Here is a 15095-nt window from a genome sequence, read left to right on the forward strand (position 1 = left end):
CGGCTGTCACTACTCGCGACCATGATTGGTGAAATACGGTGACATCGGGCTCACTCCCCGTAGCCGAAGTGGTATGGCGCACTTTTTGCCCCATTTCATCCTCGCGGTCCCGCATACTGATACGGGCCCTCGCGGCCCGGCGCTGCTCGGCTAGCATGCGGAGCATCATGCGTTTCGGGCTGCTCCTTCTTAGCTGCCGCGGCGAGGGCCTGTAGTCGAGGCCGACTCCCTCCCCGCGGAGCTTGGCGTTGCGTCGTCGGCCGTCCTCCAGGACACCTCCAAGGAGCCCCGCATCATGGCCAACCGCCAGCAGCCCAGTTCCATGCCGATCCACAAGTACGGCCGCTACGAGCAGGTCGACATCCCGGACCGCACGTGGCCGGAGCAGCGCATCACCGTCGCCCCCCGCTGGCTCTCCACCGACCTGCGCGACGGCAACCAGGCCCTGATCGACCCGATGTCGCCCGAGCGCAAGCGCCGGATGTTCGACCAGCTGGTCAAGATGGGCTACAAGGAGATCGAGGTCGGCTTCCCGGCCTCCGGCCAGACCGACTTCGACTTCGTGCGCTCGATCATCGAGGAAGAGGGCGCGATCCCGGACGACGTGACCATCTCCGTGCTGACCCAGGCCCGTGAGGACCTGATCGAGCGGACCGTGGAGTCCCTGAAGGGTGCCCGCCGGGCCACCGTCCACCTGTACAACGCCACCGCGCCGGTCTTCCGCCGGGTCGTGTTCCGCGGCTCCAAGGACGAGATCAAGCAGATCGCCGTCGACGGCACCCGCCTGGTGATGGAGTACGCGGAGAAGCTGCTGGGCCCGGAGACGGAATTCGGCTACCAGTACAGCCCCGAGATCTTCACCGACACCGAGCTGGACTTCGCGCTGGAGGTCTGCGAGGCCGTCATGGACGTCTGGCAGCCCGGCCCGGGCCGCGAGATCATCCTCAACCTGCCCGCCACGGTGGAGCGTTCGACCCCGTCCACGCACGCGGACCGCTTCGAGTGGATGGGCCGCAACCTGTCCCGCCGCGAGCACGTCTGTCTGTCGATCCACCCGCACAACGACCGCGGTACGGCCGTGGCCGCCGCCGAGCTGGCGCTGATGGCCGGCGCCGACCGCGTCGAGGGCTGCCTGTTCGGACAGGGCGAGCGCACCGGCAACGTCGACCTGGTCACCCTGGGCATGAACCTGTTCTCCCAGGGCGTCGACCCGCAGATCGACTTCTCCGACATCGACGAGATCCGTCGTACGTGGGAGTACTGCAACCAGATGGAGGTCCACCCGCGCCACCCGTACGTGGGCGACCTGGTCTACACGTCCTTCTCCGGCTCCCACCAGGACGCCATCAAGAAGGGCTTCGACGCGATGGAGGCCGACGCGGCCGCCAAGGGCGTCACCGTCGACGACATCGAGTGGGCGGTCCCGTACCTGCCGATCGACCCGAAGGACGTCGGCCGCTCCTACGAGGCCGTCATCCGCGTCAACTCGCAGTCCGGCAAGGGCGGTATCGCCTACGTCCTGAAGAACGACCACAAGCTGGACCTGCCGCGCCGGATGCAGATCGAGTTCTCGAAGATCATCCAGGCCAAGACGGACGCCGAGGGCGGCGAGGTCACCGGCGCCGACATCTGGGCCGTCTTCCAGGACGAGTACCTGCCGAACCCGGACAACCCGTGGGGCCGCATCCAGGTCCGCACCGGCCAGTCGACCACCGACACGGACGGCGTGGACACGCTGACCGTCGAGGCCACCGTCGACGGCGAGGACACGGTGCTGACCGGCTCCGGCAACGGTCCGATCTCGGCCTTCTTCGACGCCCTGCAGTCCATCGGCATCGACGTACGCCTGCTGGACTACCAGGAGCACACGATGAGCGAGGGCGCCTCCGCACAGGCCGCCTCGTACATCGAATGCGCGATCGACGGCAAGGTCCTGTGGGGGATCGGCATCGACGCGAACACGACGCGTGCATCGCTGAAGGCCGTCGTCTCCGCCGTGAACCGTGCGGCCCGCTGACCCGCGCTGACCGGCACTTTCGGGGCCTCGACCGCTGTGAACGGCGGTCGGGGCCCCGTCGCTTATCGGCCATCGCGCCCCTCAGGTCACGGACAGGTCTCGTCCGGGGTACTGACTCAGCCTCCGTGATGTGGCTAACATCACGCCAGCGCTGCGATGTTGCCGCGCGGTTACGGAGGTGCGACGTGCTGCCAGTACGGGGACGAGACGGCCGTGCCACCAGGGCTGTGCGCATTCTGGGCACCCGCACCGCATGGACACCCGTGGGAGACGGCGAGTTCTTCTGCCCCGGCTGCGGAGGCGACCGCAACTACCAGCGGCTGACCGGCCGCCGCCGCTTCACCCTCCTCGGGGTGCCCGTGCTGCCGCGCGGGGCGACCGGACCGGTCGTGGAGTGCGCGTCCTGCCGCCACCACTTCGGCACCGACGTCCTGGACCACCCCACCACCCGCCGCTTCTCCGCGATGCTCCGGGACGCCGTGCACACCGTCGCCCTCGCCGTCCTGGCCGCGGGCGGCACCTGCTCCCGTACGGCCCTGGAGACGGCCGCCATCGCGGTGCGCGCCGCCGGCTTCGAGGACTGCACCGAGGAGCAGCTGGCCGCCCTGGTCGAGGCCCTCGCCGCCGACACCGGCCGGGTCCTCGGCGGGCCGTGCGGCGCGAGCCTCGCCATAGAGCTGCACGAGGCCCTCGACCCGCTCGCCCCGCACCTCGCCCCGGCCGGTCGCGAGTCCCTGCTCCTGCAGGCCGCCCGCATCGCCCTGGCCGACGGCCGCTACACGCCCGCGGAACGCGACGCCCTCGCCACGATCGGCGCCGCGCTCACCATCTGCACCGACGACGTGAACCGGCTGCTGGCCGCCGCGGGGACGCCGTCCTGATACTCCCCGGGGAGTAACGGGCCCGCCCGGTCACCCCTCGCAGTAGCGCCGAACTCGCCCCCACGCCCGACGAACGCAGCCCTCTCCGGCGGAAGTCTGGAAGCCGTATCCAGACATCCGATTCCAGAGGGAGGGCCCGTCCATGGGGGCCGCGAGAACACGTGCGAGGGGCGGGCGACGAAGCCTGCCCTGGCTGGTGCTGGGGCTGTGGGTGGTCCTGCTGGCCGTGGCGGGACCGTTCGCCGCCAGGCTCGCCGACGTCCAGCACAACCGGGCGACCGACTACCTGCCCGCATCCGCCGACTCCACCCGGGTGGCCCGGCTCCAGGACCGGCTGCCGGGCGGCGAGACCACCGAGCTGGTCCTCGTCTACCACCGCGCGGGCGGCCTCACCGCCGCCGACCGGGCCACGGCCGGACGGCAGGTGGCGACCATCGCCGACCGCCACACCCTGACCGGCACCCCGAAGGGCATCCCGTCCGCCGACGGCACCACCCTGATGTACCCGGTCGCCAGCAACGAGCCCGGCACCGACGAGAAGAAGCGCGACACCCTCGTCGACGACGTCCGCCAGGTCGCCCGCGACCAGGACGGGCTGTCCGTCGAGGTGGGCGGGCCGGCGGCCCTCGCCACCGACGCGGCCGGCGTGTACGGCTCCCTCGGCGGACCCCTGCTCTACACCACGGTCGCCGTCGTCGCGGTCCTGCTGATCCTCATCTACCGCAGCCCGCTGCTGTGGCTGGTCCCGCTCGCCGTCGCCGGCATCGCCGACTTCCTGGCCCGGGCCGCGGCCTACGGCCTCAACCAGGCCTTCGGCACCACCGTCTCGGGCTCCAGCGCGGGCATCATGACGATCCTCGTCTTCGGCGCCGGCACCGACTACGCCCTGCTCCTCGTCTCCCGCTACCGCGAGGAGCTACGGCGCCACGAGCGGCCGTACCACGCCATGCGGGCCGCCCTGCGCGGCTGCGGGCCCGCCGTGATCGCCTCCTCCGGCACGGTCGCCGCCGGGCTGCTCTGCCTGCTCGCCGCCGACCTCAACTCCAGCCGGAGCATGGGCCCGCTCGGCACGGTCGGCGTGCTGTGCGCGCTGGTCGCGATGCTGACGCTGCTCCCCGTCGTCCTGGTCCTGCTGGGCCGCCGCCTGTTCTGGCCGCTCGTGCCCGCCCTCGGCAGCACCCCCAAGGAGCGCCGGTCGCTGTTCGCCGCGATGGGCTCCTCCGCCGGGCGCCGCCCGCTGACCGTCCTCGCCTCCGGCGCCGCCCTGCTCGGCGCGCTCGCGCTCGGCGCGCTGAACCTGCCCGGCGCGGTGAAGCAGCTGGACACCTTCGTCGACCGGCCCGACTCCGTCGCGGCGATGCAGACCCTGGCCAAGGCCTACCCGGAGCGGTCCGCGCAGCCCATCGAGATCCTGACCCCGGCCGCCCGCGCCGACGCCACCCTGGCGGCGGTCCAGGGCACCCGGGGAGTGGCGGCCGCCGAGGAGGGCCGTAGCGGCGGAGGCTGGACCGAGATCACGGTGACCGCGTCCGCCCCGCCCCAGTCCGCCGCCGAGACCGCCACCATCAAGGAGCTGCGGCACCGGCTCACCGGCTCCTACGTCGGCGGGCCCAGTGCCCAGCAGCTGGACCTGGCGGACACCGACGCCCGCGACCGGCTGGTCGTCGTACCCATCGTCCTGCTCTCCGTGCTGCTGATCCTGATCGCCCTGCTGCGCTCGCTGGTCGCGCCGCTGATCCTGGTGGCCGCCGTGGTCGCCGTGTGGGGTGCGGCGCTCGGCCTCGGCGGGCTGGTGTTCGAGCCGCTGTTCGGCTTCCACGGCACCGACCCCGGCCTCGGCCTGCTGTCCTTCGTGTTCCTCGTCGCCCTCGGCGTCGACTACGGCATCTTCCTGATGCACCGCATGCGGGAGGAGTCGCTGAAGGGGGCCGAGCCCGCGGCAGCGGCGCTGACCGCGCTGCGCACCACCGGCGGGGTCATCGCCTCCGCGGGGCTCGTCCTCGCCGCCACCTTCGCCGTGCTCACCAACATGGGCCTGGTCCCGCTGGTCGAGCTGGGCTTCGTCATCGCGGTCGGCGTCCTGCTGGACACCTTCCTCGTCCGCACCTACCTCGTGACCAGCGCGAGCGTGGCGCTCGGGCGGTGGGTGTGGTGGCCGGGGCGGCTGTCCAGGACACCCGAGGCGCCGAGGAAGCGCACACCGGAGCCCGTGGGCTGAGCCCCGTAGCGGAAGATGAACCCCGTGCAGGCAACCATCACCGATTTCCGGCCCCGGCTCGCAGAGCCGTCTCCCGACCCTCTGCGGCAGGACGCCTACCTCGCCGCCGGCCTCGCCGCGCTGGCCTCCGTCATCGCCATGACCGTCGGCAGCGGACGGCACCCGGACGCGCTCGGCTGGGCTCTGCTGCTGGCCCTGCACGTGCCGCTCGCCTGGCGCCGACGGGCGCCGCTGACCGCGCTGGCGATCATGATCCCGCTGATCGCGACGTTCCACCAGCTGGACTACAACCACTCCGCGCCGACGGCCGCCTCCATGGCCGTCCTCTACACGGTGGCGGTCCGCAGCGGCCCCCGGCGCACGGCGGTCATCGGCTGCGCCGTCGTCGGGCTGATGATGCTCCTGAAGATCGACCACGGCATGGCCGGGCTCACGGTGTCCTTCCAGATCACCGGCTGGATCGTCTCCATGCTCGTCCTCGGCGGCTACATCCGCGTCCACCGGGCGAACGTGGCCGCGGCCGTCGAGCGCGCCGAACGCGCCGAACGCACCCGCGAGGAGGAGGCCCGTCGCCGGGTCGCCGAGGAACGCCTGCGCATCGCCCGCGACCTGCACGACCTGCTCGCCCACAGCATCACCCTGATCGGCGTGCAGACCTCGGTCGCCGCCCACGTCCTGGCCGCCGACCCCGACCGGCTGGACCGGGCCGCCGTCGCCGGCGCCCTGGACGACATCGCCGAGACCTGCCGCACGGCCCGCGGTGAACTCCGTACGACGCTGGAGGTCCTGCGCGATCCCGGCACCCCGGACGCCCGCGGCCCGCTGCCCGGCCTCGACGGCCTGGCCGACCTCGCCCGGACGACCGCGGGCGCCGAGGTGAAGCTCACGGTCACCGCGGACGGGGTGCCGCCCGCCGTGGGGGCCGCCGCCTACCGGATCGTGCAGGAGGCGCTCACCAACGCGGTACGGCACGGCGGCCGGGACGACCTGACCGTGCAGGTGCGGGTGTACGAGGAGGACGGTTCTCTCCACGTCCACGTCACCGACGACGGAGCAGGCGGTGGCACCGACACGCCAGGCTACGGCCTGCTCGGCATGCGGGAGCGGGCGCGCAGCGTCGGCGGCACGCTGACCGCCGGTCCGCGCGAGGACACGAACGGCTTCGAGGTGATAGCCGTACTGCCGCTGGGAGGAACCAGATGACCCCCGTCCGGGTGCTGCTCGCCGACGACCAGACCCTCGTACGGGCTGCGTTCGCGATGCTCGTGGAGTCCGCGCCGGACATGGTGGTCGTCGGGCAGGCCGCCACCGGCCGCGAGGCCGTCGACCTCGCCCGCACCGAACGCGCCGACCTGGTGCTGATGGACATCCGCATGCCCGACCTCGACGGCATCGAGGCCACCCGGCTGATCGCCGCCGACGAGGACCTGGCCGGGGTGAAGGTGCTGGTCCTCACCACCTACGACACCGGTGAGAACATCGTGGACGCGCTGCGCGCGGGCGCCTCGGGGTTCCTGGTGAAGGACACCCGTCCGGCTGAACTTCTCGATGCGATCCGCACGGTCGCCGCGGGCGAGGCGCTGCTCTCCCCGGGCCCGACGGCACGGCTGATCGAGCGGTTTCTGCGCAGCCCCTCCGCGCCGCCGACGGGCGGCCCCGAGTGCCTGTCGGACCGGGAGCGGGAGGTGTTGACGCTGGTCGCCCGGGGCCTCAACAACACTGAGATAGCCGAGGCGTTGGGGCTGAGCCCGCTCACCGCGAAGACCCATGTGAGCCGGATCATGGGCAAGCTCGGGGCGCGCGACCGGGCCCAGTTGGTGGTCGTGGGCTACGAGTCGGGGCTGGTGATTCCGGGCAGCATGGGTGCGTGACGCCGCTCCACCGCACGCTTCTCACGACGCTCGCGCTCCTCACCTCGCTCACCGCCCGCCTGCCCGCCCACGCGGCCCCCGGCTGCACCTCCTCGGTGCCGTACGTGTCCGGCCAGGGCGGCTACCACACGTACCGCATCCCCGCCCTCGTCAGGACCCCGCACGGCACCGTCCTCGCCTTCGCCGAGGGACGGCACGACGGCGCGGGCGACAGCGGGGACATCGACGTGGTGCTGCGCCGCTCCGCCGACGGCGGCTGCACCTGGGGCCGGCTGAAGGTGGTGGCCGCGGGGGAGGGGAACACCCGGGGCAACCCGGCGCCCGTGGTCGACCCGCGCTCCGGCGCCGTCGTCCTCGTCACCTCGTACAACAGCGGGGCCGTGACGGAGGCTCAGATCATGCGCGGCGCAGCCACCCCGGAGCAGAGCCGCCGGGTGTTCGTGCAGGGCAGCCCGGACGACGGCCGGCACTTCTCGCCTCCGCGGGACATCACGGCCGAGGCGAAGCGGCCGGGCTGGCGCTGGTACGCCACCGGTCCCGGGCACGCGGTCGCCCTGACCCGGGGCCCGCACGCCGGCCGCCTGCTGATCCCCGCCAACCACTCCGCCGCCCCGCCCGCCGGATCCCCTGACACCGGCGCGGAGCCCAAGTACTACGGCGGCCACGCCCTCTACAGCGACGACGGAGGGCATACCTGGCACGTCGGCTTCGTGGACGACACCTACGACGGCGGGACCAACGCCAACGAAACGAGCGCCGCCCAACTCCCGGACGGCCGCCTGTACTTCAACGCCCGCGACCAGAACGGCAAGGCGCCGGGCAACCGCCTCGACACCTACTCCGGCGACGGCGGCCAGACCCTGGAACGGCCCTACGCCGTCCAGCCCGCCCTGAACGACGTGCCGGTGGTCCAGGGCAGCGTGCTCCAACTCCACGGCCCCAAGACCCCGTTGCTGCTCTCGGCCCCCTCCGTGCCCACGGCCCGCCGCGCGATGGCCCTGTGGTCCAGCACGAACGAGGGCCACACCTTCACCAAGCTGCTGACCCTCTCGGACCACAGGGCCGCCTACTCCGACCTCGTCCAACTAGCCCACGACACGGTCGGCGTCCTCTACGAGACCGGTACGACGGGGACGTACGAGACCATTGAGTTCCGGCGGGTGGGGCTGCCCTAGCCGGCGTAGATCCGGCCAAAGGTCCTGTGCCGTGCCGGGTACCGCGTTGCGTTCGGTAATGCACGGATGTGATGATCCCGGACATGGCTGATCACGGGGGTGGCGCCGACGCGTCGGGGCTGGTACGCAGGTCGCGGCTGGCGGAGTATGCGGAGCCGGCCGACGCGGACGTATCTCCTGTGGCTCCTGCTCCCTCCGAGGCGGAGGGGGTCGCGGGCAGGTGCCGTGAGTTCGCTGCTGTGCTGGGTGAGTTCCGCCGTACGGCAGTACTGCTCCCTCTCGACGCGGACGAGAATCCGCTGACGGCCGACTTTGGCGGTATCCGCTGGATCCTGGCGTTCTCGAACGAGTCGGCGCTGGCGCGGTTTGCGGTGGCGAGGGGTGAGGGGGAGCGGGAGTGGCCGTACCGGCGGGTGCTGGGGGCCCGGTTGCTGGATGTGGGGGTTCCGGCTGTGGGGGTGCCGTGTGGGGTGGCGGTGGATGCGGCCGATGGGGATGAGGGGGTGCTGTTTCCGCCGGTGGTGGGGATCGTGCCGGATGGGGCGGCCGTTGACCGGGCCGTCGTGCTGAATGAGGGGGAGGCGCCGCGGTGAGCGGAGCCGGCGAGGGTATCGACTACAGGGGTCTGGGTGAGATCGCGAAGGGCATCACCCAGACCCTCAGCGAGCTGAGGGAGCTGGGGGTTGACAGCCTGGCGGGGGTGGGCCGGGGTTTTTCGAACCTGGAGCTGTCCGGGCTCCAGCTGGGGCATGGGGATCTGACGTCGACGTTCAAGTCTTTCTGTGAGCGCTGGGAGTGGGGTGTGCGTGCCCTGGTGGCGGAGGGCAACACGTTCGCGGAGGGTGTGGGTCTGTCGGCGGGCACGATGCACGAGAGGGACCAGTACATCGAGGGCGCGTTGAAGGTCGGCTACAACTCGGTGGTGGGCAACCCGTACGCGTCCGAGGACGACGTGACGAAGATGAGCTGGGACCAGCTGCAGCAGGGCAGTGCGGACGCCCTGACCCACCCCGATTACAGCGGGAAGTCCTTCGAGGAGGCGTGGGAGAGCAGCAAGCAGGGTTTCAAGGACGCCGGGCGGGATGTGATGACCGGATCGGTGGGGATGCCGCCGGGCGTGAGTGTGGACAGCCTCGTCCAGGGGGCCGGATACGGCGACGGCTACGACAGCCTGCTGGAGGACATGTGGGGTCCGTCCCCCGAGGAACGTGCGCGAGCGGCTGAACAGCAGCGGAAGCAGAACGGGAGTGCCGGCTGATGGGGCTCGGTGATCTGACCAACGACCTCCTCGGTGGTGCCGGGCATGTCATCGACTCCGGCAAGAAGTTCGTCGGTGAGGGCATCGACAAGGGCACCGATCTCGTCGGGGCGGGCCTGGACAAGGCCGGTGCGCACGGCTGGGCGGACAAGGTCGAGCACTACGGCGACAGGGCCGCATCCGCGCTGGGTGCCACCCCGGGTGAGAAGCAGCTCGGCGAGAGCGATGACCCGGCCGACCTCGTCCACGGCAGCGCGAAGGACATCCAGTCCACCGCCAAGCACTTGAAGGACTTCCACACGGCTTTCGACAACGTGGGCCAGGGCATGCGGAAGCTGGACTCCTCGCAGTGGCAGGGCGAGGCGGCCGAAGCGTTCCGCAGGAAGTTCGCGATGCACCCGGTGAAGTGGCTGCACGCGGCGGACGCCTGCTCCAAGGCCGCAGCAGCGCTGGAGGCGTACGCGGAGACGGTCACCTGGGCACAGAAACAGGCCCAGGACGCGATCGACCTGCACAAGGCGGGCAAGGAGACCTCCCAGAAGGCGAAGGCCGACTACGAGAAGCGTGCCGACGCCTACAAGACCGCTGTCGCGTCCGGCGACAAGGACCCGGGCCCGGCCCCCGGCGATTTCGACGACCCCGGTACGGCCGCCCTCGCTCGGGCCGAGGAGATCCTGAACGAGGCCCGCAAGCAGCGCAACACCGCCGCGGACAGTGCCGCCAAGGCCGTCGATGCGGCCCTCGCCCACGCCCCGGCCGAGCCGCCCCCGCTGGCCCAGCTCAAATCGGACTGGTCGGACGGCCTCGGCGCCGCCCACACGGAGATCCTCCATGTCGGCGGCGGCGTCATCAAGGGCACGGCGGGCTTGATGACCATGGCCCGCGGCGCCAACCCACTGGACCCGTACAACCTGACCCACCCCGCCGAGGCCCTCAAGCACCAGGCCATGACCCTGGCCGGCCTCGTCTCCAGCGCCACGCATCCGGAACGGGCCCTGAAGCAGAACTTGGGCGACTTCCTCAGGGATCCTGCCGAGTTCGGGGGACGGTTCGCTCCGCAGGTGGCTCTGACCGACGGAGTGGGGGCGGAGATCAACGGGGTCCGGGCTGCGGCCGGGGAGAAGCTGGCGGCGGCAGCCGAGCGCAAGGGAGCAGCGGGGGCCGAGAAGGCGGGAGGGAAAACTGCTCGCGAGGAGGTGGACGAGAACCCGCAGAATCACTCCCGCGAAGAGGACGCCGTGGAGGACTGCGGCGACCCGGTCGATGTCGCCACCGGCAAGATGTTCCTGCCGCAGACGGACGCGACCCTCCCCGGCGTGCTGCCTGTGATCCTCAAGCGGCGGGTGGAGTCCGGCTACCACCTGGGCCGCTGGTTCGGCCCCTCTTGGTCCTCCACCCTGGACCAGCGCCTGGAGATCGACGCTCAGGGAGTCGTGTTCGTCACCGAGGACGGCCTGCTCCTGGCGTACCCACACCCGGCCCCGGGCCTGCCCACCCTCCCGTCCCACGGCCCCCGCTGGCCCTTGGACCGAGTGGACGACGGCTACACGATCACCGACCCGGGCACGCTCCGCACCTGGCACTTCGCCGACCGGAGCGAGCACCTGGCCGTCCTGGAGCAGATAGACGACCGCAACGGCAACTGGATCACCTTCGAGTACGACGCGGAGGGCACCCCGCTGGCAGTGGTCTCCAGCAGCGGCCAGGGCGTCCGCATCACCACGGAGTCGGGCCGCGTAACTGCCTACAACCTGGTGGCGACCGGCCAGGAGCTGAAACGCTTCGGCTACACGGACGGCAACCTCACCGAGGTCTACAACTCCTCCGGCCTGCCGCTCCGCTTCACCTACGACGAGGCGGGCCGGGTCACGTCCTGGACGGACACGAACGACTGCAGCTACACGTACGAGTACGACGACCAGGACCGCTGCACAGCCCAGACCGGCTCCGCGGGCCACATGGCCACGCGCTTTTCGTACCAAGGACCGGACCCGGAGACTGGCCTGCGCGTGACCGCGGCGACGAACGGCGAAGGCCACACCAGTCGCTACCTGATCAACGACGCCCGGCAGGTGGTGGCCGAGATCGACCCGCTCGGCGCCGAGACCAGATACCGGCGTGACCGTTACAACCGCCTGTTGTCCCGGACGGACGCGGTGGGCCACACGACGATGTTCCGGTACGACGAGGCAGGCAACCGCACATCGGTCGTCCGCCCGGACGGCCGCGAGGCGAGAGCGGACTACAACGAACTCGGCCTGCCGGTGAAGCTGGTGAATCCGGACGGCACTGTGATCCGTCAGAGCTTCGACGAGCGAGGCAACCGCACGTCGGTGACGGACCAGGCAGGCCAGACGACCCACTTCACGTACACGGAGGCAGGCCACCTGACGTCCGTGACAGATCCGTTGGGCAACACGACAAGGGTCGTGTGCGATCGTGCGGGTCTCCCGGTGGAGGCGACGGACCCGCTGGGCGCGGTGACGCGCTACGAACGGGACGCCGTCGGCCGGACGACCGCGATAACGGACCCGACGGGTGCGGTGACTCGCCTGGAGTGGACGGTAGAGGGCCACCTGTCGGCCCGTACGGCCCCGGACGGCACGACCGAGGCATGGACGTACGACGGCGAAGGCAACTGCACCACCCACACCGATCCGCTCGGCGGCGTCACCCGCTTCGAGTACACCCACTTCGACCTGCTGACGGCACGCACGGGCCCGGACGGGGTCCGCTACGAGTTCGACCACGACAGCGAACTGCGCCTGACGAAAGTCACGAACCCGCAGGGCCTGACGTGGACGTACGAATACGACGCGGCAGGCCGCCTGGTGACGGAGACAGACTTCGACGACCGCGCACTGACATACACGTACGACGCCGCCGCCCGCCTGGTGGCACGCAGGAACGTCCTTGGCGAGGAGGTGTCCTTCGACCGCAACGAACTTGGCCAGGTCACACGCAAAGACGCGGCAGGCCAGATCACGACCTACGCCTACGACTTCACCGACCAACTGGCGCAAGCGACAGGCCCCGACGGCACCACGCTCACCCTGCTCCGGGACCGCCACGGCCGCCTGCATTCGGAAACGGTCAACGACCGCACGATGACGTACAAACATGACGCGCTGGGCCGCCGCACCGGGCGCACGACCCCCGCCGGAGCCGAGACCACCTGGACGTACGACGCCACCGGCCGCCGCACCGGCATGGTGGCGTCAGGTCGCGCCATCGCCTTCACCTACGACGAGGCAGGCCGCGAACTCTCCCGCCACATCGGCGGAACGATCACTCTGGAGCACACCTTCGACGCGCTGGGCCGCCTGACGACCCAGTCGGTGACCGGAGCTGGGGGCCGCACGGTCCAACACCGGGCGTACGCCTACCGCGCCGACGGCAACGTCATCGGCATCGACGACCAGCTCTCCGGCTCCCGCCGCTTCGACCTGGACGCGACGGGCCGAGTGACGGCGGTCCACGCGTCGGGCTGGACGGAACGGTACGCGTACGACGAGGCGGGCAACCAGACACAGGCGAGTTGGCCGGCCCACCATCCGGGCCAGGAGGCAGTAGGCTCCCGCACCTACACGGGCACCCGCATCACGCGCGCCGGGAACGTCCGCTACGAGCACGACGCCCTCGGCCGCATCATCCTCCGCCAGAAGACCCGCCTGTCCCGTAAGCCGGACACCTGGCGCTACGAGTGGGACGCCGAGGACCGCCTGACGTCGGTGATAACCCCGGACGGCACCCGCTGGCGCTACACGTACGACCCCCTGGGTCGCCGCACTGCGAAGCTTCGCCTCGCGCCGGACGCCGAAACGGTCGTAGAACGCGTCGACTTCACCTGGGACGGCACCACCGTCTGCGAACAGACCACGACGTCCGCAGACCTGCCCAACCCTGTCACCCTGACCTGGGATCACCAGGGTCTGCGCCCCCTGACTCAAACGGAACGCATCACAGCGGCCGAAGCACCCCAGGACGAGATCGACTCCCGCTTCTTCGCCATCGTCACAGACCTGGTCGGCACCCCCAGCGAACTCATCGACGAGCAGGGCGAAATCGCTTGGCGTACCCGAAGCACTCTGTGGGGAACGACGGCATGGGCAGCCAACAGCACGGCATATACGCCGCTCCGCTTCCCAGGCCAGTACTACGACCCGGAAACCGGCCTCCACTACAACTACTTCCGCCACTACGACCCCGAAGCCGCCCGGTACCTGACCCCGGACCCCCTCGGTCTCGCGCCCGCCCCCAACCCATTTGTATACGTCTCAAACCCGCATACATGGACCGACCACCTCGGACTTGCTCCAGATGATTGCCCGGAGGAGGTGCAATCAATCTACAAGGCGCCGCAAAGGGGGCAAGGTGACCTCCAGGAGCAGCATGGCTACCGAGCAGAGGACTTCCCAGGCGGCCCCGACGATCCATACATGAACGGCCTCGTATATTTCGCCAAGGAACGAGAACTTGCCGAAGTATACGCAAAACACTACGGTGAAGGAGTGATAGAAATACAGATACCGAAGGCTGAATACTTGGCCCGCTTCATGCAGCACGAACACCCTTATGAAGGGGGACCCCTCACTGAACTGGAAATACCCAACACTAGAGTCGAAGAATTGAACAAATACCCTAGGATCCGCCACAGATGAGCACAGAAACAAGCTGGGAAGAGGCAAAGCTACTGTATCCATTGGGTTCAGAGGTCGATGGGATCGTCAAAGCCAGATTCCCCTTCGGGGTTTTCCTGGAATTGTCCCGGGCTCCAGGGGTTACCGGCTTCCTTGATGTGGCTTCCTATAATCCGACGACAGCAAACTTCGCCCCCGCGCCACTACCGGACACAGGAACGCCAGTACATGGCGTTGTTTCGGCTCACAATGAGCGGGACAAGCAGGTTCGGATCAGGGTCGGTCCTCCGGTTCATCGCGTGATAATTGACCACAATAGAGAGAGGGGCAACCCTGATAAGTAACCGATGAGCATCGAGTGCAAACCCGCTGGGAAAGCTTCGAGAGGGCCTCACCGAAGGTGAGTCCCTCCATCAAGATAGAACCAATCCATGCGCCTGTGTATCAGCGTGAGGGTTCATCTGTCGCCAGATCAACACTAACTGAAGCAGTCGGAATGGCGATATCGCGCCATTATGGTAAATCGCGGTAGGTATTTCCATCCATGTCATTCGGTCCACCACCGCTAGATTTCAGACCCTCGGTACCGTTTACCTGGACACCGTCGACGGACGTCGAGCGGGCTCTCCTCGATGCCAAGTCGGGAGAGGACTGGGCTGCGTATTTTGCGACGCTTGCGCAGGACAGGCTGTTCTTCGAGATACAGAAGGACGAGGCGGATGCCACGCCCCCTGCCACGTACGCCGTCTTCGGGCCCGATCCGCGTGTCGCCGGCGGGCGGATCTGGGCCGTGTACACCGAGGGCATGCTGCCCGCGCCGGAGCCTCACCGGGTGTTCGACTGGAATTACCTGTAGTGGTTCGCCAAGGTGTGGCAGCCGACCGATCCGACGATGATCGTCATCAATCCCGGGAGCCCTTGCGAGGCCTTCCTTCCCTCGGCGCCGCCGCATTCGGCGACTTGGGCGCAGTACGGCGAGCGGGCTCCCGCTCGGAAACGGTCCCTGCGGCTGCGTACCCTCCGCGTCGGTGGGCC

Annotated in this window: 10 protein-coding genes; all 10 read left to right on the forward strand. The window is 69.7% G+C overall.

What is annotated here, in order from left to right; genetic code table 11:
* Window positions 1-295 precede the first annotated feature (295 nt).
* The 10 genes from leuA to ACZ5DS_RS41025 all read left to right on the forward strand — a co-directional run bounded on the left by leuA (window position 296) and on the right by ACZ5DS_RS41025 (window position 14916).
* The gene (gene leuA, locus ACZ5DS_RS40980; RefSeq protein ID WP_468249193.1) at window positions 296-2017 is read left to right on the forward strand and encodes a 2-isopropylmalate synthase; all 1722 of its coding nucleotides are present in this window, start codon (window positions 296-298) and stop codon (window positions 2015-2017) included.
* 185 nt (window positions 2018-2202) lie between these two features.
* Window positions 2203-2898, forward strand: a complete 696-nt coding sequence (locus tag ACZ5DS_RS40985; protein ID WP_468249196.1) for a TerB family tellurite resistance protein — start codon at window positions 2203-2205, stop codon at window positions 2896-2898.
* A 142-nt stretch (window positions 2899-3040) separates the two neighbouring features.
* The gene (locus ACZ5DS_RS40990; protein ID WP_468249198.1) at window positions 3041-5116 is read left to right on the forward strand and encodes an MMPL family transporter; all 2076 of its coding nucleotides are present in this window, start codon (window positions 3041-3043) and stop codon (window positions 5114-5116) included.
* A gap of 15 nt (window positions 5117-5131) precedes the next feature.
* Window positions 5132-6319 carry a sensor histidine kinase gene (locus ACZ5DS_RS40995; protein WP_468249201.1) on the forward strand — a complete coding sequence of 396 codons (1188 nt, stop codon included), beginning with the start codon at window positions 5132-5134 and terminating at the stop codon, window positions 6317-6319.
* Window positions 6316-6987, forward strand: a complete 672-nt coding sequence (locus ACZ5DS_RS41000) for a response regulator (RefSeq protein ID WP_468249203.1) — start codon at window positions 6316-6318, stop codon at window positions 6985-6987. The genes ACZ5DS_RS40995 and ACZ5DS_RS41000 overlap by 4 nt, the downstream gene beginning before the upstream one ends.
* A complete protein-coding gene (locus ACZ5DS_RS41005; protein ID WP_468249206.1) occupies window positions 6984-8162 on the forward strand; it encodes a sialidase family protein in 1179 nt (392 codons plus the stop codon). Before ACZ5DS_RS41000 ends, ACZ5DS_RS41005 begins: the two co-directional genes overlap by 4 nt.
* An 83-nt stretch (window positions 8163-8245) precedes the next feature.
* On the forward strand, window positions 8246-8755 hold the full coding sequence (locus tag ACZ5DS_RS41010; protein WP_468249209.1) for a hypothetical protein: 510 nt from the start codon (window positions 8246-8248) through the stop codon (window positions 8753-8755).
* Complete coding sequence (locus ACZ5DS_RS41015; RefSeq protein ID WP_468249211.1) at window positions 8752-9420, forward strand: hypothetical protein; 669 nt, start codon at window positions 8752-8754, stop codon at window positions 9418-9420. The genes ACZ5DS_RS41010 and ACZ5DS_RS41015 overlap by 4 nt, the downstream gene beginning before the upstream one ends.
* Complete coding sequence (locus ACZ5DS_RS41020) at window positions 9420-14081, forward strand: putative T7SS-secreted protein (protein ID WP_468249214.1); 4662 nt, start codon at window positions 9420-9422, stop codon at window positions 14079-14081. Before ACZ5DS_RS41015 ends, ACZ5DS_RS41020 begins: the two co-directional genes overlap by 1 nt.
* Before the next feature lie 523 nt (window positions 14082-14604).
* A complete protein-coding gene (locus tag ACZ5DS_RS41025) occupies window positions 14605-14916 on the forward strand; it encodes a hypothetical protein (protein WP_468249216.1) in 312 nt (103 codons plus the stop codon).
* The last annotated feature ends 179 nt before the right edge of the window (window positions 14917-15095 follow it).

It is taken from the genome of Streptomyces sp. NPDC031100 (assembly GCF_055570785.1).